Annotated in this window: 16 protein-coding genes and 2 rRNA genes (1 of these 18 only partly in view); 10 read left to right on the top strand and 8 right to left on the bottom strand. The window is 63.1% G+C overall.

All coding sequences use genetic code 11. The features are described 5' to 3' along the window. Positions 1 to 13: 13 nt before the first annotated feature. From ABIE52_RS03275 to ABIE52_RS03265, 3 genes are read left to right on the top strand one after another with little or no spacing between them, the layout of a single operon-like run. Positions 14 to 1,354 (top strand): nicotinate phosphoribosyltransferase, encoded by a 1,341-nt coding sequence (locus ABIE52_RS03275; protein WP_030537905.1) that lies wholly within the window; start codon positions 14 to 16, stop codon positions 1,352 to 1,354. After that, entirely contained in the window at positions 1,351 to 1,998 is a 648-nt protein-coding gene (locus ABIE52_RS03270; protein WP_003945331.1) for a nicotinamidase, read from the top strand. The genes ABIE52_RS03275 and ABIE52_RS03270 overlap by 4 nt, the downstream gene beginning before the upstream one ends. Positions 1,999 to 2,007: 9 nt before the next feature. Further along, entirely contained in the window at positions 2,008 to 4,056 is a 2,049-nt protein-coding gene (locus ABIE52_RS03265; RefSeq protein WP_116056499.1) for an ATP-dependent DNA helicase, read from the top strand. Between the two features lie 68 nt (positions 4,057 to 4,124). On the opposite strand, the gene glgP is transcribed toward ABIE52_RS03265, so the two are convergent. Next, positions 4,125 to 6,725 carry an alpha-glucan family phosphorylase gene (gene glgP / locus ABIE52_RS03260; RefSeq protein WP_192712938.1) on the bottom strand — a complete coding sequence of 867 codons (2,601 nt, stop codon included), beginning with the start codon at positions 6,723 to 6,725 and terminating at the stop codon, positions 4,125 to 4,127. A 177-nt stretch (positions 6,726 to 6,902) separates the two neighbouring features. Here glgP and ABIE52_RS03255 point away from each other — a divergent pair, with 177 nt between their 5' ends. Genes ABIE52_RS03255 through ABIE52_RS03245 form a run of 3 tightly spaced genes read left to right on the top strand, consistent with a single transcriptional unit; the run spans position 6,903 to position 12,576 of the window. Then, entirely contained in the window at positions 6,903 to 8,927 is a 2,025-nt protein-coding gene (locus tag ABIE52_RS03255; protein ID WP_054828118.1) for an alpha-1,4-glucan--maltose-1-phosphate maltosyltransferase, read from the top strand. Beyond that, on the top strand, positions 8,927 to 11,128 hold the full coding sequence (gene glgB, locus ABIE52_RS03250) for a 1,4-alpha-glucan branching protein GlgB (protein WP_192712936.1): 2,202 nt from the start codon (positions 8,927 to 8,929) through the stop codon (positions 11,126 to 11,128). Before ABIE52_RS03255 ends, glgB begins: the two co-directional genes overlap by 1 nt. Further along, complete coding sequence (locus tag ABIE52_RS03245; protein ID WP_003945377.1) at positions 11,128 to 12,576, top strand: neutral zinc metallopeptidase; 1,449 nt, start codon at positions 11,128 to 11,130, stop codon at positions 12,574 to 12,576. The genes glgB and ABIE52_RS03245 overlap by 1 nt, the downstream gene beginning before the upstream one ends. 18 nt (positions 12,577 to 12,594) lie before the next feature. Here ABIE52_RS03245 and ABIE52_RS03240 read toward each other — a convergent pair whose 3' ends face one another. The 3 genes from ABIE52_RS03240 to ABIE52_RS03230 all read right to left on the bottom strand — a co-directional run bounded on the left by ABIE52_RS03240 (position 12,595) and on the right by ABIE52_RS03230 (position 15,253). Then, complete coding sequence (locus ABIE52_RS03240) at positions 12,595 to 13,491, bottom strand: co-chaperone YbbN (protein ID WP_065456252.1); 897 nt, start codon at positions 13,489 to 13,491, stop codon at positions 12,595 to 12,597. 105 nt (positions 13,492 to 13,596) lie between these two features. After that, positions 13,597 to 13,959 carry a DUF3817 domain-containing protein gene (locus ABIE52_RS03235; RefSeq protein WP_007733255.1) on the bottom strand — a complete coding sequence of 121 codons (363 nt, stop codon included), beginning with the start codon at positions 13,957 to 13,959 and terminating at the stop codon, positions 13,597 to 13,599. Positions 13,960 to 14,059: 100 nt separating this feature from the next. After that, the gene (locus ABIE52_RS03230; protein WP_047269845.1) at positions 14,060 to 15,253 is read right to left on the bottom strand and encodes an acetyl-CoA C-acetyltransferase; all 1,194 of its coding nucleotides are present in this window, start codon (positions 15,251 to 15,253) and stop codon (positions 14,060 to 14,062) included. Between the two features lie 107 nt (positions 15,254 to 15,360). Here ABIE52_RS03230 and mce point away from each other — a divergent pair, with 107 nt between their 5' ends. Both mce and ABIE52_RS03220 read left to right on the top strand, forming a co-directional pair. Next, positions 15,361 to 15,834, top strand: a complete 474-nt coding sequence (gene mce / locus ABIE52_RS03225) for a methylmalonyl-CoA epimerase (RefSeq protein ID WP_007733251.1) — start codon at positions 15,361 to 15,363, stop codon at positions 15,832 to 15,834. Positions 15,835 to 15,874: 40 nt separating this feature from the next. Beyond that, complete coding sequence (locus ABIE52_RS03220; RefSeq protein WP_007733248.1) at positions 15,875 to 16,933, top strand: hypothetical protein; 1,059 nt, start codon at positions 15,875 to 15,877, stop codon at positions 16,931 to 16,933. A gap of 7 nt (positions 16,934 to 16,940) precedes the next feature. Here ABIE52_RS03220 and ABIE52_RS03215 read toward each other — a convergent pair whose 3' ends face one another. Next, positions 16,941 to 17,285, bottom strand: a complete 345-nt coding sequence (locus ABIE52_RS03215) for an Rv1322 family protein (RefSeq protein ID WP_054828484.1) — start codon at positions 17,283 to 17,285, stop codon at positions 16,941 to 16,943. 19 nt (positions 17,286 to 17,304) lie between these two features. Beyond that, a complete protein-coding gene (gene nucS, locus ABIE52_RS03210) occupies positions 17,305 to 17,979 on the bottom strand; it encodes an endonuclease NucS (protein WP_007733244.1) in 675 nt (224 codons plus the stop codon). A 42-nt stretch (positions 17,980 to 18,021) separates the two neighbouring features. Here nucS and ABIE52_RS03205 point away from each other — a divergent pair, with 42 nt between their 5' ends. Beyond that, positions 18,022 to 19,614 (top strand): adenylate/guanylate cyclase domain-containing protein, encoded by a 1,593-nt coding sequence (locus ABIE52_RS03205; protein WP_063316266.1) that lies wholly within the window; start codon positions 18,022 to 18,024, stop codon positions 19,612 to 19,614. 141 nt (positions 19,615 to 19,755) lie between these two features. After that, on the top strand, positions 19,756 to 20,382 hold the full coding sequence (locus ABIE52_RS03200) for a dihydrofolate reductase family protein (protein WP_192713748.1): 627 nt from the start codon (positions 19,756 to 19,758) through the stop codon (positions 20,380 to 20,382). A 273-nt stretch (positions 20,383 to 20,655) separates the two neighbouring features. On the opposite strand, the gene rrf is transcribed toward ABIE52_RS03200, so the two are convergent. Further along, positions 20,656 to 20,772, bottom strand: a 5S ribosomal RNA gene (rrf, locus tag ABIE52_RS03195). Positions 20,773 to 20,925: 153 nt separating this feature from the next. Next, positions 20,926 to 23,788, bottom strand: a 23S ribosomal RNA gene (locus ABIE52_RS03190) (it continues 272 nt past the right edge of the window).

Here is a 23,788-nt window from a genome sequence, read left to right as displayed (position 1 = left end):
TAGAGTTGTGTGCGTGCCTACGCAAATTTCCGACATCCGCGACGCCGGTGCCAGCACCGCACTGCTCACCGATCAGTACGAACTGACCATGCTCTCGGCGGCTCTCGCCGACGGATCTGCCTTCCGCAACTGCAGTTTCGAGGTATTTGCACGGCGGCTGCCAGACGGCCGTCGCTACGGCGTCGTCGCCGGTACCGAGCGCCTTCTCGACGCACTCGAGCAGTTCCGGTTCGGTGAACCTGAACTGGCGATCGTTGCAAAATTTCTCGACGACACGACCGTCGAGTGGCTGCGCAACTATCGATTCTCCGGTGACATCGACGGCTACCGCGAGGGAGATTTCTACTTCCCCGGATCACCGATCCTCTCGGTCCGCGGAACGTTCGCCGAGTGCGTCATCCTCGAAACCTTGATTCTCTCGATCCTCAACCACGACAGCGCGATCGCTTCGGCCGCAGCCCGCATGGTGAGCGCAGCGGGCGGTCGACGGATGATCGAGATGGGCTCGCGTCGTACACACGAACAGGCCGCCGTCGCCGCTTCACGTGCCGCGTATCTCGCCGGCTTCGACGCCACCTCCAACCTCGAAGCTGCGCGGCGTCACGACGTACCCAGCGCAGGTACCAGCGCGCACGCCTTCACGCTCCTGCACACCACCGAAGACGGTCCGGACGAGGCAGCGGCATTCCGCGGTCAGGTCGCCGCTCTGGGCGTATCCACCACCTTGTTGGTCGACACCTATGACATCACCGAGGGCGTGAAAACGGCTGTCGCCGTTGCCGGTCCCGAACTGGGTGGAGTTCGCATCGACTCCGGTGATCTCGGCGTTCTTGCTCGTCAGGTACGCCAACAACTCGACGATCTCGGTGCTACCAAGACACGCATCGTCGTCTCAGGCGACCTGGACGAGTACGCGATCGCGGCTCTGCGCGCCGAACCCGTCGACTCGTACGGCGTCGGCACTTCCCTGGTCACCGGATCTGGCGCCCCCACCGCCGGCATGGTCTACAAACTTGTCGAGGTCGACGGAATCGCGGTCGAGAAGAGAAGCACCAACAAGGCATCTCGCGGCGGCGCAAAGAAGGCACTGCGCGTAGTGCGTCCGACCGGCACGATCGTCGAAGAAGTCATCTACCCCGCCGGATCACCGTCACCTGTCTCCGAGGCGGACGGAGCGACCGAACTGCTGATCCCGCTGGTTCGCGAAGGCAAGGTCGTCGACAGCGCGCCGACGCTCGAAGAGAGCAGAGCGGTTCTGAAGGCAGGGCTCGTGAGCCTGCCGTGGGAAGGCCTCAAGCTCTCGCGCGGAGACTCGGCTGTGCCCGTTCGATTCACCGGAGGTGAGCACCAGTGAGTGCAAAAGCACTGATAATTGTCGACGTTCAGAACGATTTCTGTGAAGGTGGAGCTCTTGCAGTCGACGGCGGTGCTGCGGTTGCGGGAGCCGTCAACGATTTCGTCAACTCCCACGAGTACGACGCCGTAGTCGCGACTCGCGATTTCCACATCGACCCTGGGGCGCACTTCTCCGAGAATCCCGACTTCATCGACAGCTGGCCGGTTCACTGCGTCGTCGGGACAGCCGGCGCCGAGTTCCATCCGGCGTTCGACGCTTCCGTCGCCGGGTCGGCGATCTTCTCCAAGGGCGCCTACAGCGCGGCCTACTCCGGTTTCGAAGGAGCAGCCGAGGACGGAACGACGCTCGAGGACTGGCTCCGCGCCCACGAGATCACCGACGTCGACGTGATCGGAATTGCCACGGATCACTGTGTCAAGGCCACGGCCGTCGATGCCGCGCGCGCGGGGTTCGCCACGACTGTCCTTCTCCCCTTCACCGCTGGTGTGTCGACCGCCACGATCGAGTCGGCATTGGTGCAGATGCGGGAGGCGGGAGTGCAGCTGATCGGGCGAGACGAGGCCTCGTCGCAAGAAGACTCGAATGCCGGGGAACTACCCCGGGAATCATCCGTGGACGTTTCTGACGTAGGGATCCATTAACCTTCGTGGGTGGCCGATCAACTCCCGAACGTTCCCGAACTGCTCCAGACAGCGGTGCGGTCGCTCGGCGGTGCCGAACGAACCAGTCAGCTGACGATGGCGTCCGCCGTGGCGCACTCGATCGACACCGGCGAGCATCTGGCCGTCCAGGCCGGCACCGGTACCGGTAAGTCGCTCGCCTACCTCGTTCCGAGCCTGCGCCATGCGGTCGAGTCTGGGCGCACCGTGGTCGTGTCCACCGCCACCATCGCGCTTCAGCGCCAGCTCGTCGATCGAGATCTGCCACGGCTCGCCGATGCACTGAAGAAGCCACTCGGCCGACGCGCCGAGTTTGCAATCCTCAAGGGCCGCAACAACTACCTGTGCATGAACAAGATCCACACCGGCGCGTCCGAACAGCCACCCGAGGACGAGTTGTTCGATCCGTTCACGGTCTCGCGTCTCGGCCGGGAGGTCGTCCGCCTCACCGAATGGTCCTCCGACACCGAAACAGGTGATCGGGACGAATTGGTGCCGGGCGTATCCGATCAGGCGTGGCGGCAGGTCAGTGTCACCTCCCGCGAATGCATCGGTAAGAACCAGTGCCCGGTCGGTGAGGACTGCTTCGCCGAGCGCGCCCGAGTCGAGGCGTCGAAGGCCGACGTAGTGGTCACCAACCACGCACTGCTCGCGATCGACGCCATCACCGGCATCCAGATCCTGCCTGACCACGACGTCGTGGTGATCGACGAGGCCCACGAGTTGGTCGACCGCGTCACCGGCGTCGCCACGGCCGATCTCACTGCCGCCTCGATCAGTGCCGCGGCCCGGCGTTGCGGCAAGATCGCCGAAGAACAGGATGCCGATCGCCTCGAAGCTGCCGGCGAGGGGTGGGCTGGACTCCTCGAGGAATTGCGCCCAGGTCGCTGGGAAGGCCTCCCGGACGGGGCGGCACCCGCACTGGCTGCGATCCGCGACGCGGCCTGGTCGCTGCGCACCGCTATCGGTCCGGCCAAACCGGGCATGGCAGCCGCAGACCCCGAAGCCGCTGCGGCCCGCAACGCCGCACTCTCGTCCGTCGACGACGTCCACGACAGTGCCGTGCGTATTCTCACCGCTTTCGACGAACCCGACCCGGCCAAGCGCAAGGACGTCGTCTGGCTGTCCTCGGACGAGTTCCGCGGATCGGTGCGGCGCTCCGTCCGGATGGCTCCGCTCTCCGTCGGCGGATTGCTGCGCTCGCGACTGTTCGCCGAATCCACCGTCGTTCTCACTTCCGCGACACTGACCGTCGGCGGATCGTTCGACGGTCTCGCCGTCAACTGGGGTCTTCCTGCGGAATCGTCCGCGCGCCCCGACTCGGGTACCGCCATCGGCACCGAAGCACCTTCTGACGCTTCGGCTTTCCGCTGGAACTCACTCGACGTCGGGTCGCCCTTCGACCATGCAAAGGCCGGCATCATCTACATTGCCCGCCACCTCCCTACGCCCGGCCGCGACGGCCTCTCCCCGGTCTATCTCGACGAGATCGCCGAACTCGTCGAGGCTGCGGGCGGACGCGCCCTCGGCCTGTTCTCGTCGATGCGCGCCGCCAAAGCCGCCTCGGAGGCGATGCGTGAACGCCTCGATACCCCCATCCTGTGCCAGGGCGACGACGCCACCGGCACCCTCGTCAAGGCCTTCGCCAAGGACGAACCCACGTCACTGTTCGGCACGTTGTCCCTGTGGCAGGGCGTCGATGTTCCGGGTCCGTCACTGAGCCTCGTCATCTTGGACCGGATTCCGTTCCCGCGCCCGGACGACCCGCTGTTGATGGCTCGCCAGCAGGCTATCGAATCCCATGGCGGTAACGGCTTTCTCAGCGTCTCGGCCAATCACGCGGCGCTGCTCCTGGCACAGGGCGTCGGCCGTCTGCTTCGTAGCACCGACGACAAGGGCGTGGTGGCCGTGCTCGATCCGCGTCTGGCCACGGCGAGATACGCGGGTTACCTTCGCGCATCGCTGCCTCCGTTCTGGGAGACGACCAACCCCGAAGTCGTCCGCAAGGCGCTCGCCCGCATCCGCGACTCACGTCGCTGACCCAGTTCTCACGCGGGCACAATTCTGCCCCGGTACCGACCGAACGGACCGGGGCAGAATGCAATACGTCAGACGCTCGGAGTGGTCACCAACCCGAGTTCGGACGCATCGACCAACAACCGGTGATGCGGCAGCACCCGCACGGTGTATCCCACGGAGCCGGAGACCGGAAGCGCAACCTCGGCTTCGAAGATCTCGGTTCCGTCCTCGGCGCCGAAGTGTGTCATCGGGAACGTCACCACGTCGGTGAGCTCCTCGCCTGGGCTGACGCGTCCCAGGACTGCCTGTACCTGGGCATCCGAGACCGACAAGCCGCCGAGACGGACCTTGGCCTTCAACGAGATGGTCGCACCGATCTCCGGAGTGTCCGGCAGTCCGGAACCGTCCACCTGCTCGACGGCGACGGACGGCCACTGCGATTCGATGCGACGACGGAACTCGGCCACCTCACGCGCGCCGGCAAAATCGTCCGCCACTACCGCTCGAGCTGATTCCGCCGAAGGGGCGTAGTAGTCGACGGCGTAGTCACGAACCATGCGTGATGCCAACACCTTCGGGCCCAGATTCTCGAGAGTGTGGCGAACCCTCTCGACCCAGCGCGTCGGCAGATCGGCTGCATCACGGTCGTAGAACGTCGGCAGTACCGCGTGCTCGAGAAGTTCGTAGAGGGCGCTGGCTTCCAGATCGTCACGCCGCACGTCGTCGAGAACACCGTCGGCCGTCGGAATGGCCCACCCGTTCTCGCCGTCGTACATCTCGTCCCACCATCCGTCGCGAATGGAGAGGTTGAGGCCGCCGTTGAGCGCGGATTTCATGCCGGAAGTACCGCACGCCTCGAGGGGGCGAAGCGGGTTGTTGAGCCACACGTCGCAGCCCCAGTACAGGTAGCGGGCCATCGACATGTCGTAATCAGGCAGGAAGACGATGCGGTGACGCACATCCGCTTCGTCGGCGAACCGCACGACCTGCTGGATGAGTGCCTTACCGCCGTCGTCGGCGGGGTGCGACTTGCCGGCCACCACCAACTGCACCGGACGTTTCTCGTCGAGCAACATCGCACGCAGACGCTCGGGATCACGCAGCATCAGCGTCAACCGCTTGTACGTCGGAACGCGCCTCGCGAATCCGACTGTCAAGACGTTGGGATCGAATACTCCAGTGGTCCAGCCGAGTTCGGCCTCGGTCGCGCCGCGTTCGAGCCAGGACGCTCGGACGCGACGACGAACTTCGTCGACCAACTTGCCGCGCAACGCATTACGTGTTTCCCACAGTTCGGTTGCCGACAACTCGTGCAGGCGCTCCCACCCGCGTGCTTCTTCGAGTTGCTCCTGACCGACGATCCGCCTGGCCACGTCCATCCACTCCGGCGCCGCCCACGTCGGCGCGTGAACACCGTTGGTGACCGAACCGATCGGCACCTCGTCGGCGTCGAAGCCCGGCCAGAGACCGTTGAACATGTCGCGGCTGACGATGCCGTGCAACTTCGAGACGCCGTTGGCTCGCTGGCCCAGGCGAAGACCCATGTGCGCCATGTTGAAGATCGACGGATCGGCTTCACGCCCCATCCCGACGATGCGGTCGACGGTCAGGCCGGGAAGCAAACTCGATTCGTTCTCGCCGTTCGCTCCGCCGAAGTAGTGACGGACCAGATCCGCCGGGAAGCGGTCGATTCCGGCGGGAACCGGAGTGTGCGTCGTGAAGACCGTTCCGGCACGGACCGCGGCCAGAGCCGAATCGAAGTCCAGACCGCTGGTGGTGACAAGTTCCCGAATCCGTTCGATGCCGAGGAATCCGGCATGCCCCTCGTTCATGTGGAACACCTCGGGATCGGGCAATCCGTACGCCGCGGTGTAGGCGCGCACCGCGCGGACGCCGCCGATACCCGCGAGGATCTCCTGCTTGATGCGGTGATCCTGGTCCCCGCCGTAGAGACGGTCCGTGACGCCGCGCAGATCCGCGTCGTTCTCGGCGATGTCGGAATCGAGCAGCAGCAACGGCACTCGTCCGACCTGAGCGATCCACACTCGCGCACGCAGCACCCGGCCACCGGGCATGGCGACGTGAATGACGACCGGCGATCCGTCTTCGGAAGCCGGGCCTGCGTCCGTCAGCAAACGAAGAGGCAACCCTTGAGGGTCGTGCGGCGGGTAGTGCTCGGCCTGCCAACCGTCGGCGGTCAGCGACTGGCGGAAGTAGCCGGATCGGTAGAGCAGTCCGACGCCGATGAGCGGCAGCCCGAGGTCGGACGCGGCCTTGAGGTGATCGCCCGCCAGGATGCCCAATCCACCGGAGTAGTTGGGCAGAACTTCGCTGACTCCGAACTCCATGGAGAAGTACGCAATTCCGCCGGCTAACGATGTGCCCTTGGCCTGCTGGGACTGATACCAACGCGGGGTGCTCAGATAAGCATCGAGATCGGCTGCTGCAGTGTCGAGGTCACCGAGAAATGCCTCGTCACTGCTGAGTTCGTCGAGACGGGTGGGGTCGACTTCCCCGAGCATGCGGACCGGATCGAACTGGACTGCTTGCCAGAGTTCGGGGTCGAGTCGCGAGAACAGATCCTGTGTCTCGGGATGCCACGACCACCGAAGGTTGGTGGACAGGGGGCCGAGCGCGGCGAGGCGCTCCGGAAGGTGGGCTCGGACAGTGAACCGACGCAAGGCTTTCACCCCGCGAACCCTAGTCGAGTTCCTTGCACTCTGTCCGGTGGAACCGAACGCCCGAGCCGACCTGACCACCGACAGACCCGAATTCGTCGTTATCAGCACTCCAGCGCCGCACCCACTACGGTTGAACCCGGCGAAAGAAAGTTTTACCGCGATCCATCACCAGAAATGGAGCTTCCCGTGTCAGGACGCCTCGGTATCGACGACGTGGTACCCGAGATCTCGGGTAACTATCCGGCAAAGGCCGTGGTCGGTGAAGTCTTCCCAGTGCACGCCACCGTGTGGCGAGAAGGCCACGACGCCATTTCCGCCACTCTTGTCGTGCGTGGTCCGCGCGGTACCAAGCCGCTGCGCATTCCGATGGATCCCGGGACCGAACCGGACACCGTCGACGCGGTGTTCACGCCGTCCGCCGAAGGCATGTGGTCGTTCCGGATCGAGGCGTGGAGCGATCCCATCGCCACCTGGAAGCACGCCGTGGAAGCAAAGCTCGCCGTCGGGCAAGGGGCGGCCGAGTTGGCCAACGACCTGGAAATCGGTGCGCGCCTGTTCGAACAGGCCGCGCACGAGGTACCGCGGGGCAACAGGTCCAGGCTCGAGGCCGTCACGGCGTCGCTGCGCAGCGATCAGGCACTGACTGCTCGCGTCGCGCCGGCCTTCGCCTCCGACGTCGCCGAACTGCTCCGCGCCACTCCGCTCCGTGAACTGGTCACCAAGGGCGAGTCGCACCCCGTCGTCGTCGATCGCAACCGTGCACTGTTCGGATCGTGGTACGAGTTCTTCCCCCGCTCGACGGGCGGTTGGGACGAGAACGGGGTGCCGCAACACGGCACTTTCCGAACCTCGGCCGAAGACCTACCCCGCATCGCCGCAATGGGTTTCGACGTCGTCTACCTTCCGCCGATCCATCCCATCGGCGAGATCAACCGGAAGGGACGCAACAACACTCTCACTCCCGAACCCGGTGACGTCGGCTCGCCGTGGGCCATCGGCTCGGTCGACGGCGGGCACGACGCTGTTCACCCGCAACTCGGCACGCTCAAGGACTTCAAGGCCTTCGTCGCTGTGGCCCGCAAGCTCGATCTCGAAGTGGCACTGGATCTCGCGCTGCAGTGTGCCCCGGATCATCCATGGGCCAAGAAGCATCCGGAGTGGTTCAACGTCCTTCCCGACGGCACCATCGCCTACGCCGAGAACCCGCCCAAGAAGTATCAGGACATCTACCCGATCAACTTCGACACCGATCCTCGCGGTCTGGACAAGGAAATCCTGCGAGTCGTCCGACACTGGATCAGTGCCGGCGTCAAGATCTTTCGTGTCGACAACCCGCACACCAAGCCGCCCAACTTCTGGGAGACACTCATCTCGGAGGTCAAGAAAACTGACCCCGACGTCTTGTTCCTCGCCGAGGCTTTCACTCGTCCGGCGCGCATGTACGGCCTTGCCCGGCGCGGGTTCACACAGTCGTACACGTACTTCACCTGGCGAGTTGCGAAGTGGGAGCTCACCGAATTCGGTAACGAGCTGGCGGCGAAGGCCGACGAAGCCCGACCGAACCTCTTCGTGAACACGCCGGACATCCTGCACGAGTCCCTCCAGCACGGTGGGCCCGGAATGTTTGCACTGCGAGCAGCTCTCGCCGCCACCCTGGCGCCGACGTGGGGCGTCTACTCCGGTTACGAACTCTACGAACACCAAGCCGTTCGCCCCGGCAGCGAGGAATACCTCGACTCCGAGAAGTACGAACTTCGGCCGCGCCGTTTCGCCGAAGCAGCAGCGCGAGGCGAGTCTCTCGAGCCGTGGATCACCGCGCTCAACCGCATCCGGCGTGCACATCCGGCCCTGCAACAGTTGCGGAACCTGCACTTTCACCACATCGACAACGACGCGTTGATCGCCTACTCGAAGTTCGACGCCTCGACCGGTGACGCCGTCCTGACGGTGATCAACCTCAACCCGTTCGCTGCAGAAGAGGGCACCGTCTGGTTGGACATGCCGGCGCTCGGACGCGAATGGCACGACCACATGACCGTGCTCGACGAGGTAACCGGTGAGCAGTTCAATTGGGGCCAAGCCAATTTCGTCCGCCTCGAGCCCTGGCGTTCGGTGGCGCACATCCTCGCGCTCCCACCCGTTCCGTATCCGGCCCGGATCTCTCTGGCCTACCAAGCACGCAATGCGCACCGCGCAGGTGGAGGCAAGTGATGTCAACCGAGAAGTTCCCTTCGGGTATCGCACCGGACAATCACGATCTGGAGCTGTTGGCGCGCGGTGAACATCACGATCCGCACAGTGTCCTCGGCGCCCATCCCCACGCCGACGGCACCGTTCTGCGAGCGTTGCGTCCCAACGCCGAGTCCGTCAGTGCCGTCATCGGCGGCAAAAACTTTCCTCTCGAACATGTTTCGAACGGAATCTTCGCGGCTCTGGTCCCCTACCCCGACCTGATCGACTATCGCTATTCCGTGACGTACCCGGGTGGACACACGGTTCTCGCAGCCGACCCTTACCGGTTCCTGCCTACTCTCGGTGAACTCGACCTACACCTGTTCGGCGAAGGTCGGCACGAACGACTGTGGGACATCCTCGGTGCACATCCGCGTTCTTACGAGACACCGGACGGCCCCGTCGACGGCACCTCGTTCGCCGTCTGGGCTCCGGCCGCCCGCGGCGTGACCGTCGTCGGCGACTTCGACGGGTGGAGTGGGCAATTCGCCCCCATGCGAGTCCTCGGATCCACTGGGGTCTGGGAACTCTTCCTGCCCGACATCGCAGTCGGTTCGCTGTACAAGTTCCGGGTCCACGGCCACGACGGCTCCGTTCGCGACAAGGCCGATCCCATGGCATTCGGTACCGAGGTCCCGCCGGCGACGGCGTCGCGAGTGACCACCAGTTCGCATGAGTGGAACGATGCGGCCTGGCTCGAAACCCGCGCCGGTGTCGATCCTTCGCAGTCCCCGATGAGCGTGTACGAGGTGCACCTCGGATCGTGGCGTCCGGGACTCGACTACCGGCAGATGGCCGAGCAACTCGCCGTCTACGTCACCGAAACCGGATTCACCCACGTCGAACTGCTGCCCGTCTCCGAGCATCCGTTCGGTGGATCGTGGGGATACCAGGTCACCTCGTACTACGCACCGACCTCCCGCTTCGGCACCCCGGACGACTTCCGCTGGTTCGTCGACCACCTGCACGCCGCAGGGATAGGTGTCATCGTCGACTGGGTGCCTGCACACTTCCCCAAAGACGAGTGGGCCCTGGCTCGTTTCGACGGAACTCCCCTGTACGAGCACGCCGATCCGCGTCGCGGCGAGCAGTTGGACTGGGGCACATACGTATTCGACTTCGGTCGCCGCGAGGTGCGGAACTTCCTCGTCGCCAATGCACTCTTCTGGCTCGAGGAGTTCCACATCGACGGACTTCGCGTCGACGCTGTCGCATCGATGCTGTACCTGGACTACTCACGCCCGGAAGGTGGATGGACTCCCAACATTCACGGCGGCCGCGAGAATCTCGAAGCCGTTGCGTTCCTGCAGGAGATGAACGCCACCGTCCACAAGAACCATCGAGGAGTCGTCACCGTCGCCGAGGAGTCGACGGCGTGGCCCGGAGTCACTCGGGCGACCAATGTCGGCGGCCTCGGATTCAACATGAAGTGGAACATGGGGTGGATGCACGACACCCTCGGGTTCCTCGGTCACGACCCGGTACACCGGACCTACCACCATCACGAGATCACGTTCTCACTGATGTACGCGTGGAGTGAGAACTACCTGCTACCGATCAGCCATGACGAAGTGGTGCACGGCAAAGGAACTCTGTGGACCCGGATGCCCGGCAACGACTTCGCCAAGGCGTCCGGCCTGCGCTCACTGCTTGCATACATGTGGGCGCATCCAGGCAAGCAACTGCTGTTCATGGGACAGGAATTCGGTCAGAGTGCGGAATGGTCGGAAGAACGCGGCCTCGACTGGTGGCAGCTCGACCATCAGTACACCGGCACTCTCCATCGCGGCGTCCAGCGACTGGTCGGCGATCTCAACTCCGCGTACCGACGTCATCCGGCCATGTGGACCCTCGACACCTCGCCCGGTGGATACTCCTGGATCGACGCCAACGACACCGAGAACAACGTCCTCAGTTTTCTGCGTTACGGTACTGACGGTTCGATTGTCGCCTGCCTGTTCAACTTCTCGGGCAGTGAGCACTCGAGCTACCGCGTCGGGCTACCAGAGCCCGGCCGATGGGTGGAAATTCTCAACACCGATGCCGAGGTGTACGGCGGCTCCGGAGTCGGGAACCTCGGAGCGGTCACAGCAACGTCGCATTCGTGGCACGGTCGGCCAGCCTCCGCACAGGTGGCGCTGCCAGCTGCTGGAGCGATTTGGATAAGTCTGGAGCGTTGATGGTCGGCCGGCGAGTAGTCATTGTCACGTCGTCACTGTTGGCAGTGGCAGCACTGCTCGCCGGTTGTGCCCAGGGAACGAGTGGCCACGCCGTCTCGATTTATCACGATCCCTTCCGCGTCGCCGGACTCGACGCAACGGCAGGACCAAGTGGGTTGCGTCCGGGAGCCCCCAACGCCGACCGAGCAATCACCGGCACCGACGGCGGGGACATCGACGCGCTGGCAGCCAACGCCATCACAGACATCGAAACCTACTGGGCCGCCGAGTACCCGGCTCTGTTCGACAAGCCCTTCGAACCGGTCGACGAGCTGATCTCGTGGGACCCCACCGAATCGAACGGCCCGGACTTCTGTGAGGAGACCACCGAAGAACTCATCAACGCCGGGTACTGCAGCATCGATCACACCATCGGTTGGGATCGTGAATTGCTGCTGCCCGAGGTGCGGGAGAAGTTCGGTGAAGTGGCCGTCGCGTTCATCTTTGCGCACGAGTACGGCCATGCCGTTCAACGCAAGGCCGGGATCGTCGGCGGTAAACGAGACGCAGCCCTGGTGCGCGAACAGCAAGCCGACTGTTTCGGTGGCGCCTTCTTGCGGCACGTCGCCGAGGACAAGGCCGCGCACTTCACGATGAACACCTCCGACGGACTCAACAAGGTGTTGGCGTCGGCGGTCGCCATCCGCGACGAAGACCCTAATGATCCTGAGAGCCACCATGGTTCGGCGTTCGAGCGCGTCACCGCCACTCAGATCGGCTTCACCGACGGCGCCGGTGCGTGCGCGAAGATGGACGCCGACGAAATCGAGTCACGGCGTGCAGACCTCCCGCAGCAGTTCGCCGAGGGCAACGATTCCGGAGAACTGCCCGTCACCGAGGCAACTCTCGACGAGTTCGTGAAGACCTTCCAAGCGATCTTCGATCTACCGCAGCCACCGAAGGTCGTGTTCACCGGCGCAGACACCGGGTGCAGCGATGCCGTTGCGACCGAACCCGTCTCGTACTGCCCGTCGACGAACACCATCGGAATCAGCGTCGACGACCTTGCCGAGCGCGGCACGCCGGGTCGCGTCGGGCGACGCGAGTTGATCCAGACCAACATCACCGGTGACTACAACGCCTATGTCCTGCTCGCGTCGAGGTACACCCTCGCGATGCAGAAGGAGAACGGCCAATCGCTCGACACTCCGCAGACTGCCCTGCGCGCCGCCTGCCTGTCCGGCGTCATCACCGCAGCGCTCAGTCCCACCAACGCCGCGGCGTCCGGAGCACAGGTCACACTCTCCCCCGGCGACCTCGACGAAGCCGTATCGGGGCTGCTGACCGACGGCCTGGCTGCCAGTGACGTCAACGGTGAGACGGTTCCGAGCGGGTTCGCACGTGTCGACGCGTTCCGGACCGGCGTTCTCGGTGGCCGGGAAGTGTGCGACAGCCGCTACACGGAGTAGCGACCGCCGGTCCACACGTCAGTAGAGAGCGGAAGCCAACTTACGACGGGCCGCGATGACGATCGGTTCTGCCGGGTCGAACAGTTCGAACAGTTCGAGCAGGCGCGTCCGAGCGGCAGCCTTGTCGTCGCCGGCAGTTCGCGAGACCACCGAGATCAAGCGGGCGAACGACGCCTCGGGTTGCTGGGCGAACATTTCCAGGTCGGCCGCAGCGAACTGCAGTTCGAGATCGGACGGATCAGCATCCGCGGCCGCAATCGACTCGGGATCGACACCCTGAACCCGAGCCATGAACTTCACCTGGCGGACAGCGCTCTTGGCCTCCACATTGTTGGGTTCGGCGTCGAGAATTTCCTGGTACGCAGCGATGGCGGCGTCGAGATCGCCCTCGTCCAGCGCGGTTTCAGCGGCCACGAAGCGAGGATCCTCGACCTCCTCCACCGGTTCGTCCGCGTCGGAGACCGGCCCACTCAACTTGCCCTCGACAGCTTGGAGGACTGCGTCGAACCACTGGCTGAGCTGCGCCTCTGGCTGAGCGCCCTGAAAATCGGCCAACGGCTGACCAGCCGCGACAGCAACAACCGTCGGAACCGACTGCACACCGAATGCCTGCGCGATACGAGGGCTCACGTCGACGTCGACGTTGGCAAGAATCCACTTGCCGCCGGCTCGCGCTGCAAATGATTCGAGAACTTCGGTGAATACGACCGAGGGCTCGTATGCGCGGCCACCGATGTTGACGATCACCGGCACCTGGCTCGACTTCAGCAGGACTTCGCTTTCGAAGTTCTCCTCGGTCACCTCGATCACTGCCCCGGAGACAGCAGAAACGGCCCCGTCGCCGCTGGTGTTACGCGGCGGTGGTGGGGCCGTGGCCCGCTCTTTGAAGGCGGACAAGTCGACTGCGCCGCTCATGGCGGCAGCAACTGCGGACGAACGCGCGGGGGGCCTGGAACCTGGTCGAGTCACGGCTCCCAGTTTGTCACGAGTTGCGAGAAGCTACGTAGAGGGATGCAGCACTCAGACGAGCGCCGCGTTGCCCTTGGACGCATCGAACTCCGTGGACAGCTCACCGAGCTTGCCGTTTCGCACTGCCCAGCGTTCGAAGATGACGGTGCCGAAGGGCGGAACGCTCGAGATCAGCGCAAGGATCGTGGTCTTGACGTCCCACTTGAGCGACCACGCGGTCAGGAGTGCAACAACGATGAACACCAGGAAGCCGGCGGTTCCGTGGACCATTCCGGGGATGCGAATCGCTTCTTCGTGTCCGAGGACCCACTTGAAGAACATGGCAACCAGCAAGGCCGCCCAGGTCACAGCTTCCCACCACGCCACCAGACGGAAGCGTTTCGCGGGAGTGGATACGTCAAAGATGTTCGCCATGAGGCCATTGTGCCCGAACAACTACGACGCCCCGTAGTTGTGTGAGCAAAACCACGGGGCGTCGCCGAGCGAGAGCGCTCGTTCAGGTGTATTTAGACACTCAGGCCTTGGGGACGCGGACGATGAGTGCGTCGCCTTGTCCGCCGCCGCCGCAGAGTGCGGCTGCGCCGATGCCGCCGCCGCGGCGTTGCAGTTCGAGGGCGAGGTGCAGGGCGATGCGGGCGCCGGACATGCCGAGGGGGTGGCCGACGGCGATGGCGCCGCCGTTGACGTTGACCTTGGCGGGGTCGAGGCCGAGTTCGCGGGTGGAGGCGATCCCGACGGCGGCGAATGCTTCGTTGATTTCGACGAGGTCGAGGTCGGTGGGGTCGATGCCTTCCTTCGCGCAGGCTTTGGCGATGGCCCGGGCGGGTTGGGACTGGAGGGTGGAGTCGGGTCCGGCGACGACGCCGTGGGCGCCGATTTCCGCGATCCAGGTCAGGCCGAGTTCTTCGGCTTTGGTTTTGCTCATCACGATCACGGCGGCGGCGCCGTCGGAGATCGGGGAGGCGGAGCCGGCGGTGATGGTGCCGTCCTTGCTGAACGCGGGACGCAGTTTGCCGAGGGATTCGGTGGTGGTGTCGGCGCGGATGCCTTCGTCCTGGGCGAAGACGATGGGCTCGCCCTTGCGTTGGGGGATGGAGACGGGGACGACTTCGTTGTCGAAGAGGCCGTCTTTCCAGGCGCGGGCCGCGTTCTGGTGTGAGGCGGCGGCGAAGGCGTCCTGCTCGGCGCGGGTGATGTGGGTGGTTTCTTGTTGGTTGACTTGTTCGGTGAGCAGGCCCATGGCCTGGTCGGTGAAGATGTCGTGGAGGCCGTCGTAGGCCATGTGGTCGCGGAGGGTGACGTCGCCGTATTTGAAGCCTTCGCGGCTTTTTTCGAGCATGTGGGGTGCGCGGGACATCGATTCCTGCCCGCCGGCGACGACGATGTCGAATTCGCCGGCGCGGATGAGTTGGTCGGCGAGGGCGATGGCGTCGATGCCGGAGAGGCACACTTTGTTGATGCTCAGGGCGGGGACGTTCATGGGGATGCCGGCGGCGACGGCGGCTTGGCGGGCGGGCATCTGGCCGGCGCCGGCGGTGAGGACCTGTCCCATGATGACGTAGTCGACCTGTTCGGGTGCGACTGAGGACTTGTCGAGGGCGCCTTTGATGGCGATGCCGCCGAGGTCGGACCCGGAGAGGTCTTTCAACGATCCGAGGAGTCGACCCATCGGGGTACGAGCTCCCGCAACAATCACAGAACTGGTCACGATTTCCTCCGGCTGCAAAAGAGAGATAGTCGTCGGTTCCGTGCGGCCTAAGAGCCAAGTCACATCCCGACGTGTACTCCTCAAACGGTAGCGCTACCGTGAAAGGTATGACACAGACCTCCCCCAGTTCTGCACTCGCACCTTTGTCGTCCGACCTCGTCGTCGCGATCGATCACGTCGGGATCGCGGTGCCCGATCTCGACGTGGCAATCGAGTGGTACACGCAGCACCTGGGCATGGTGTCGACCCACGAGGAAATCAACGAATCGCAGGGCGTGCGTGAGGCCATGCTCTCCGTCGTCGGCTCCCCCGCCGGATCCACTGCCGTTCAGCTGCTCGCGCCTCTGGACGAGAACTCGACCATCGCCAAGTTCATCGACCGAAGCGGCCCCGGCCTCCAGCAGCTCGCCTACCGGGTCACCGACATCGACGCCATCTCCGCCGAGCTTCGCGACCGCGGGGTTCGGTTGCTGTACGACGCTCCCCGACGCGGTACGGCCAACTCGCGCATCAACTTCATCCACCCGAAGGACGCCGGCGGCGTCCTGGTGGAACTGGTCGAACCCGACGCGAGCCACTAGCAGACCCGACTCCAGCTCGTATGCCAGGTAGATTGTCGCCATGGCATACGAGCAGGACCGCGGTTCGATCCAACTTCCGTTCCAGATCGCACGGAAGGGATACGACCGCGACGAGGTACGTAACTACTTCGAGCGATTCGACGCGGAGCTGCGAGTTACCGCGGCTGATCGTGATGCAGCCGCTGCGCAGGCCCGTGACCTCGCCAAGCAGCTCGACGATGCACGCGACGACATCGACGACCTCCGCAAGGACGTAGACCGCCTCTCGGTACCGCCCACCACTGCGGAGGGCATGAGCGATCGCATCAGCCGCATGCTGCGCCTTGCCTCCGACGAGGCCTCGGAGGTGCGCGCGAAGGCCGAGGCCGACGCAGCCGAGATGACCTCCATCGCCGAACAGGACGGCGCTCGCCTACGTGGGCACTACGAGTCGCTGATCGCCGAACTCGAGGACCGTCGCAACGCGATGGAAACCATGCACGAGCAGACCATGGCGCAGGCCCGTACCGAAGCCGCCCGGATCGTCGAAGCCGCGCAGGCCGAGCGGGATCGACTGGCTGCCGAGTCCGAGGCCAAGCGCACTCAGATCCGCGAAGACTTCGACATCTCGATGTCGGAGCGCCGCGCCAAGGTCGTCGCCGCCGTCAACGAGCTGGAGTCGTCGAGCAAAGCAGAGGCCGAGCGTCGACTCGCCGATGCGTCGCACGAGGCTCAGCGCAGGCTGCAGGCCGCCACTGATCAGTCCGAGCGCAAGATCGCTCACGCGAAGGAACTCACCGAAGAACTGCGCGTTCTCCGAGGCCGAATCCTGGCTCAGCTCTTGGGCATTCGCGGACAACTCGATTCGGTTCCGGCCATGCTCGCATCGGTCAACCGGGAGAGCGAACTCCTCGATGCACCGCCCGCTCCGGTCATCGTCGAAGCCGAGGAAGATCTCGAGATCGAAGACAAGAAGGCCGACGCAGATAAGGTCGACGCAGATCCGGTCAAATCAGAACCGAGTATCGACGAAGACGACGTTCTCGAGGACTCGGACGAGACGAACACCGCCGAGATCGACACCCGCGCCGTCGAGCAGCGAGCCCAGTCCAGGAACTGATCGACGCTCAGGACCACCGTCTGGTCAGGCTGCGCGTACCGCGGCCTGACCAGCATCCGGTGTGCCAGTGTCGACGCTCGTTCGCGCCGCCCGGTTCCGAAGGCCACGTCACCACGTGAGCGACGCCGGGCCTGATGTCGTGATCACAACCGGGGCAGCGATAGAACTTCGTCGCGTTGGAGCCGGGTATCGGCCTCACCATGTACATTTCACCGCCCGGACCGGGTTCCTCCCGGACCAGCGCCCCGCCGAACAACACACCGCTTGGTGACGCCGACTCCGCGCTCGAATCCCGCGCACGCCGAGTATCCGTTCGACGGGTTTGCTTCGGCGAAGGTTTGCGGCGCGGCATGGTTCGAGTCTAAACAGCGTCAGAAGAGGCGGAACTCGGTGCTTTCGGTGCCCCGCAAGGCCTCGTAGTCAAGGACCAGGCAACGGATCCCACGGTCGTTGGCCAAAGTCTTTGCCTGCGGCTTGATCTGTTGCGCTGCAAAAACTCCCGTGACCGGCGCGAGCAGCGGATCGCGGTTGAGCAATTCGAGGTAGCGCGTCAACTGCTCGACGCCGTCGATCTCGCCGCGACGCTTGATCTCCACCGCCACCGATGCACCGTCCGCGTCTCGGACCAGAAGATCGACCGGCCCGATGGCCGTCATGTACTCACGCCGCACCAACGTGTAGCCGGGGCCGAGTGTCTCGACATGCTCCGCCAAAAGTTCTTGAAGGTGTGCCTCGACACCGTCCTTGATCAATCCCGGATCGAGACCGAGTTCATACGACGAATCGTGCTCGACCTCTTCGAGAGTGATCCGCAGTTCCTCGCCCGCCTTGTTGGTGACGACCCACAGGATGTCGTCGCCGTCCCCGGTGGTCTCGACCAACCAGCACGGCGGACTCATCCAGTTGAGCGGCTTGTACGCCCGATCGTCGGCATGGATACTGACCGAGCCGTCGGCTTTGACCAACAGCAGTCGTCTTGCGGTAGGGAGGTGGGAGGTCAGGCGTCCCACATAGTCGACACGGCAACGAGCAATAACTAGGCGCACCGGACCACCCTAAGCGATCATTACGACTACTCTCGACACACTATGCAGCGAAGCCGTGTCCCGAGTGCGCCCCTGGGGTCGTGGCTGCTCGGATCCACCGACGAAAGCCCCAGGCGCCGCCGAATCCGCGTCCAGGCACTACTCACCGCGCCCCTCCTGGTCACAAACCTGATCGGAGCGGTACTGGCGATCGTGCTCATCGGATTCGTGGTTCCCGGACCCGAGATCATCCACCCCGAATTCGCATGGATCAACTTCATTGCCGTGCCCGTCTTCATCGGGTGTGTCTTTCTCATCGGACTTCTGTGGGGCACCAAACGGCTGATGCGGGATCTTCGATGGGCCACCGAGGATCACCCACCGACAGAGCAGAATCAACGCGCGGCGCTGCGCGGGCCGTGGCGACTGACCCGAGTGCAAGCCGTCCTGTGGACGGCCGCGCTCATCACCTTCACGACCATGTACGGAATCGTCGACCCCGACACTATTCCGAAAGTTCTGTTCACCGTGGCTTTCAGCGGTATCACCACGTGCGCTTTCTGCTACCTGCTCAGCGAGTTCGCACTCCGCCCGATTGCTGCGCGTGCACTCGAATCCGGAGCACCCCGCAAGGCTGCCGTTCTCGGACTGACCGGCCGGACAATCCTCGTCTGGCTGCTCGGAAGCGGAGTCCCCGTCACCGGCTTGATGCTCGTGGCGGTCTTCAGCTTCATCCGGCCTGCATCGTGGCAAGCCCTCGCGATCGCCATCCTCGTCATTGGCGGAATCACCCTGTGCGTCGGACTCGGGCTGACATACATCAACATTCGGTCCGCCGCGGCCCCCATTCGGTCCGTGCGACGAGGAATGGAACAAGTCACCCGTGGCGACCTCACCGCGTCCGTCGTCGTGTACGACGGAACTGAACTGGGACTACTGCAGGCCGGCTTCAATCGCATGGCCGAGGGTCTGCGCGAGCGAGAGCGGATACGCGACCTCTTCGGGCGCCACGTCGGACACGAGGTTGCCGCAAACGCGGTTCGCCGAAACCCGGAACTCGGCGGTGAAGAACGTGACGTTGCCGTTCTCTTCGTCGACGTCATCGGATCGACCACGATCGCGGCCACCAACTCCCCTACGGCTGTGGTCGCTCTACTCAACCGTTTCTTCGACGTCATCGTCGACGAGGTCGACGCACACGGCGGATTCGTCAACAAGTTCGAGGGCGACGCAGCGCTGGCGATCTTCGGAGCGCCGACGACACTCGACGATCACGCCGGCAGCGCACTCGCCGCTGCCCGCAAGATTCAGCAGCGCCTGCGTGCCGAGGTTCCGGAAGTGAGCGCGGGAATCGGCGTCGCCGCAGGTGTTGCCGTAGCCGGGAACGTCGGTGCGCGAGAGAGATTCGAGTACACCGTCATCGGTGATCCCGTCAACGAAGCGGCGCGACTGTCCGAGGTCGCCAAGACGGTTCCGGGTAACGTCGCCGCATCCGGTCGGGCTGTGGCTGCCGCTGACAGCGCCGAGGCTGCACAGTGGTCGATCACCGAGAACATCACCCTTCGCGGCCGCCTCGAACAGACCGAGCTCGCGATTCCGTGCGACGCTCTGGAGTCCGAGACCAGCCCGTCAGACTCCGTGCCCGTGCAGCCCTGACCCCACCTCCCCCCTGAGCGAACGGCACGTTCGGTCGATCCAAGGCGATCAACGCCACGTTCGCTCGATGACTTTCCCGCTTCTCGACGGTCTATATCGGCACAGCGGAAATCCGACGACGCCTGGGAGATGGGTACGACTATGAAACTGACGACCTTTACCATCGTCACTCTCGACGGAGTGATGCAAGGACTCGGTGGGCCGGACGAAGATCGCCGTGGCGGATTCGAGCGGGGCGGCTGGTCCGCGCCATTGGTGGACACCGAAGCCATGGACTATCTCGTCCAGGTCTACCAGCGAGCTGACGCGTTCCTGTTCGGGCGACACACGTACGAGATCTTCGCCGGCTATTGGGGCGCGTTCGAGAATCCCGACGTCAACCCCATTGCAAGCGCCCTGAATTCGCGGCCCAAGTATCTTGCCTCGACAACGGTCACCGATCCGCAATGGAAGAACACCACGGCCCTTTCAGGTGACACCGCCACAGCTCTCGGCGCACTGAAAGCCAGACCCGGCGGTGAGCTTCAGGTGCACGGCAGTGGCAACCTGTGCCGCTGGCTTCTCGCGAACGATCTGGTCGACGAGATGATCCTGCTGATCGTTCCGGTGGTGGTAGGCCAGGGCACGCGACTGTTTCCCGACTCCGGACCGGACATCGCACTCGAGCTGGCCGAATCGCGAGCCACATCAAAGGGCGTGACGATTCAGAGGTATCTGCCGGCTGGCCGGCCGAAGTATGCGACTGCCACCGCCGACGGCATCGACTGATCCGGGCAAAGCGCCTGTCGTCCTCAGTCGTGTTCCCGCCCCTGATGGTGTGAACGTACCGTTCATCTCGTTGAAGAGGGTTAGCGTGTCGTTCACTCGATGCGGGGGTGCCGGCGGGGGTGCTCCCGCCCTTGATGGTGCGAACGGTACGTTGGGTCGATCTGAGGCGACGACAGTGCCGTTCGCTCGAAGTCGGGGGGTGTTTCGGGGGGGGTGTTTTGGGTACGAGAAAGCCCCCCAACCATCACTGGTTGGGGGGCTTCTCTAATGTGTGTTCGGCGGTGTCCTACTCTCCCACACCCTGTCGAGTGCAGTACCATCGGCGCTGAAGGGCTTAGCTTCCGGGTTCGGAATGGGACCGGGCGTTTCCCCTTCGCTATGACCGCCGTAACTCTATGAAACTGTCACAGTAACCTTCTTCTGATCACCTGGTTTCACCACCCGTCAACACCAGTTTCTGGTGTTGGGGGATGGAGAAAACAGGGTTTCTCATCAGTATCTGTGTGTTGTTTCAGATACCGCACAGTGGACGCGTAGCTTCTTTGTGGTAAGTCCTCGGCCTATTAGTACCAGTCACCTGCATGCATTACTGCACTTCCAGTTCTGGCCTATCAACCCGGTGGTCTGCCGGGGGCCTTACCCCCTCGAGGGGGTGAGAAACCTCATCTTGGAACAGGCTTCCCGCTTAGATGCTTTCAGCGGTTATCCCTTCCGAACGTAGCTAACCAGCGGTGCTCCTGGCGGAACAACTGGCACACCAGAGGTTCGTCCGTCCCGGTCCTCTCGTACTAGGGACAGCCTTCCTCAAGTTTCTAACGCGCGCGGCGGATAGAGACCGAACTGTCTCACGACGTTCTAAACCCAGCTCGCGTGCCGCTTTAATGGGCGAACAGCCCAACCCTTGGGACCTACTCCAGCCCCAGGATGCGACGAGCCGACATCGAGGTGCCAAACCATCCCGTCGATATGGACTCTTGGGGAAGATCAGCCTGTTATCCCCGGGGTACCTTTTATCCGTTGAGCGACACCGCTTCCACTTGCCGGTGCCGGATCACTAGTCCCGACTTTCGTCCCTGCTCGACCTGTCAGTCTCACAGTCAAGCTCCCTTGTGCACTTGCACTCGACACCTGATTGCCAACCAGGCTGAGGGAACCTTTGGGCGCCTCCGTTACATTTTGGGAGGCAACCGCCCCAGTTAAACTACCCACCAGGCACTGTCCCTGAACCAGATCATGGTCCGAGGTTAGAGGTCCAATTCGATCAGAGTGGTATTTCAACAACGACTCCACGATAACTGGCGTCACCGTTTCACAGTCTCCCACCTATCCTACACAAACCGAACCGAACACCAATACCAAGCTGTAGTGAAGGTCCCGGGGTCTTTTCGTCCTGCCGCGCGTAACGAGCATCTTTACTCGTAATGCAATTTCGCCGAGTCTACGGTTGAGACAGCTGAGAAGTCGTTACGCCATTCGTGCAGGTCGGAACTTACCCGACAAGGAATTTCGCTACCTTAGGATGGTTATAGTTACCACCGCCGTTTACTGGGGCTTAAATTCTCAGCTTCGCTCCCGAAGGAACTAACCGGTCCTCTTAACCTTCCAGCACCGGGCAGGCGTCAGTCCGTATACATCGTCTTACGACTTCGCACGGACCTGTGTTTTTAGTAAACAGTCGCTTCTCACTGGTCTCTGCGGCCCCACCCAGCTCAGACAGTAAATGTCGTCACCAGACAGGGCCCCCCTTCTCCCGAAGTTACGGGGGCATTTTGCCGAGTTCCTTAACCATAGTTATCTCGATCGCCTTAGTATTCTCTACCTGACCACCTGTGTCGGTTTGGGGTACGGGCCGTGTGAAAGCTCGCTAGAGGCTTTTCTCGGCAGCATAGGATCACTGAATTCGCCTCAATCGGCTACGCATCACGTCTCAGGCTATGTGCGACCCGGATTTGCCTAGGTCACGCCCTACACGCTTACACCAGTATTACCACTGACTGGCTCAGCTACCTTCCTGCGTCACCCCATCGCTTGGCTACTACCAGATCAGGTCCCATGCATCCACCAACTCGAGACCCGAAGGTCTTCTCGTGGCTTCAGGATGGTTAGTATCACTGATTCACCATGGGCGCGTTCACACGGGTACGGGAATATCAACCCGTTGTCCATCGGCTACGCCTGTCGGCCTCGTCTTAGGTCCCGACTCACCCTGGGCGGATTAACCTGGCCCAGGAACCCTTGGTCATTCGGCGGACGAGTTTCTCACTCGTCTTTCGCTACTCATGCCTGCATTCTCACTCGTGTGGCCTCCACGGCTAGGTCACCCTGCCGCTTCCATGGCCACACGACGCTCCCCTACCCATCCACACACCTGCCCAACACTCCGCAGAGTGAAGGGGGGCTATTGCGTGAATGCCGCAGCTTCGGTGGTGTACTTGAGCCCCGCTACATTGTCGGCGCAGGATCACTTGACCAGTGAGCTATTACGCACTCTTTCAAGGGTGGCTGCTTCTAAGCCAACCTCCTGGTTGTCTTCGCGACCCCACATCCTTTTCCACTTAGTACACGCTTAGGGACCTTAGCTGGCGATCTGGGCTGTTTCCCTCTCGACTACGAACCTTATCGCCCGCAGTCTCACTGCCGCGCTCTCACTCACCGGCATTCGGAGTTTGGCTGATTTCGGTAAGCTTGTGGGCCCCCTAGACCATCCAGTAGCTCTACCTCCGGTGAGAAACACGCGACGCTGCACCTAAATGCATTTCGGGGAGAACCAGCTATCACGGAGTTTGATTGGCCTTTCACCCCTACCCACAACTCATCCCCTCAGTTTTCAACCTAAGTGGGTTCGGTCCTCCACGACGTCTTACCGTCGCTTCAACCTGGCCATGGGTAGATCACTCCGCTTCGGGTCTAGAGCATGCCACTACGATCGCCCTATTCGGACTCGCTTTCGCTACGGCTACCCCACACGGGTTAACCTCGCGACATGCCACTAACTCGCAGGCTCATTCTTCAAAAGGCACGCCATCACCCCCAGCAGTAAACTGCTCGAAGGCTCTGACGGATTGTAAGCGCACGGTTTCAGGTACTATTTCACTCCCCTCCCGGGGTACTTTTCACCTTTCCCTCACGGTACTAGTCCGCTATCGGTCACCAGGGAGTATTCAGGCTTATCGGGTGGTCCCGACAGATTCACACCAGATTTCACGGGCCCGGTGCTACTTGGGTTTCCATTACAACAGTCACAAAGTTTTCGTGTACGGGATTCTCACCCTCTACGACAGGCCGTTCCAGACCACTTCCACTAACCCTGTGATTTCTTACTGTTGGCCAACACGGCAGTATTGACAAAATGAACCCCACAACCCCACGAATGCAACACCTGCCGGCTATCACACACCCATGGTTT

This window comes from Rhodococcus sp. OAS809 (assembly GCF_040546695.1).
Classification (GTDB): Bacteria; Actinomycetota; Actinomycetes; order Mycobacteriales; family Mycobacteriaceae; genus Rhodococcus_F; species Rhodococcus_F qingshengii.
This window is presented reverse-complemented; position numbering and strand designations above follow the sequence as displayed.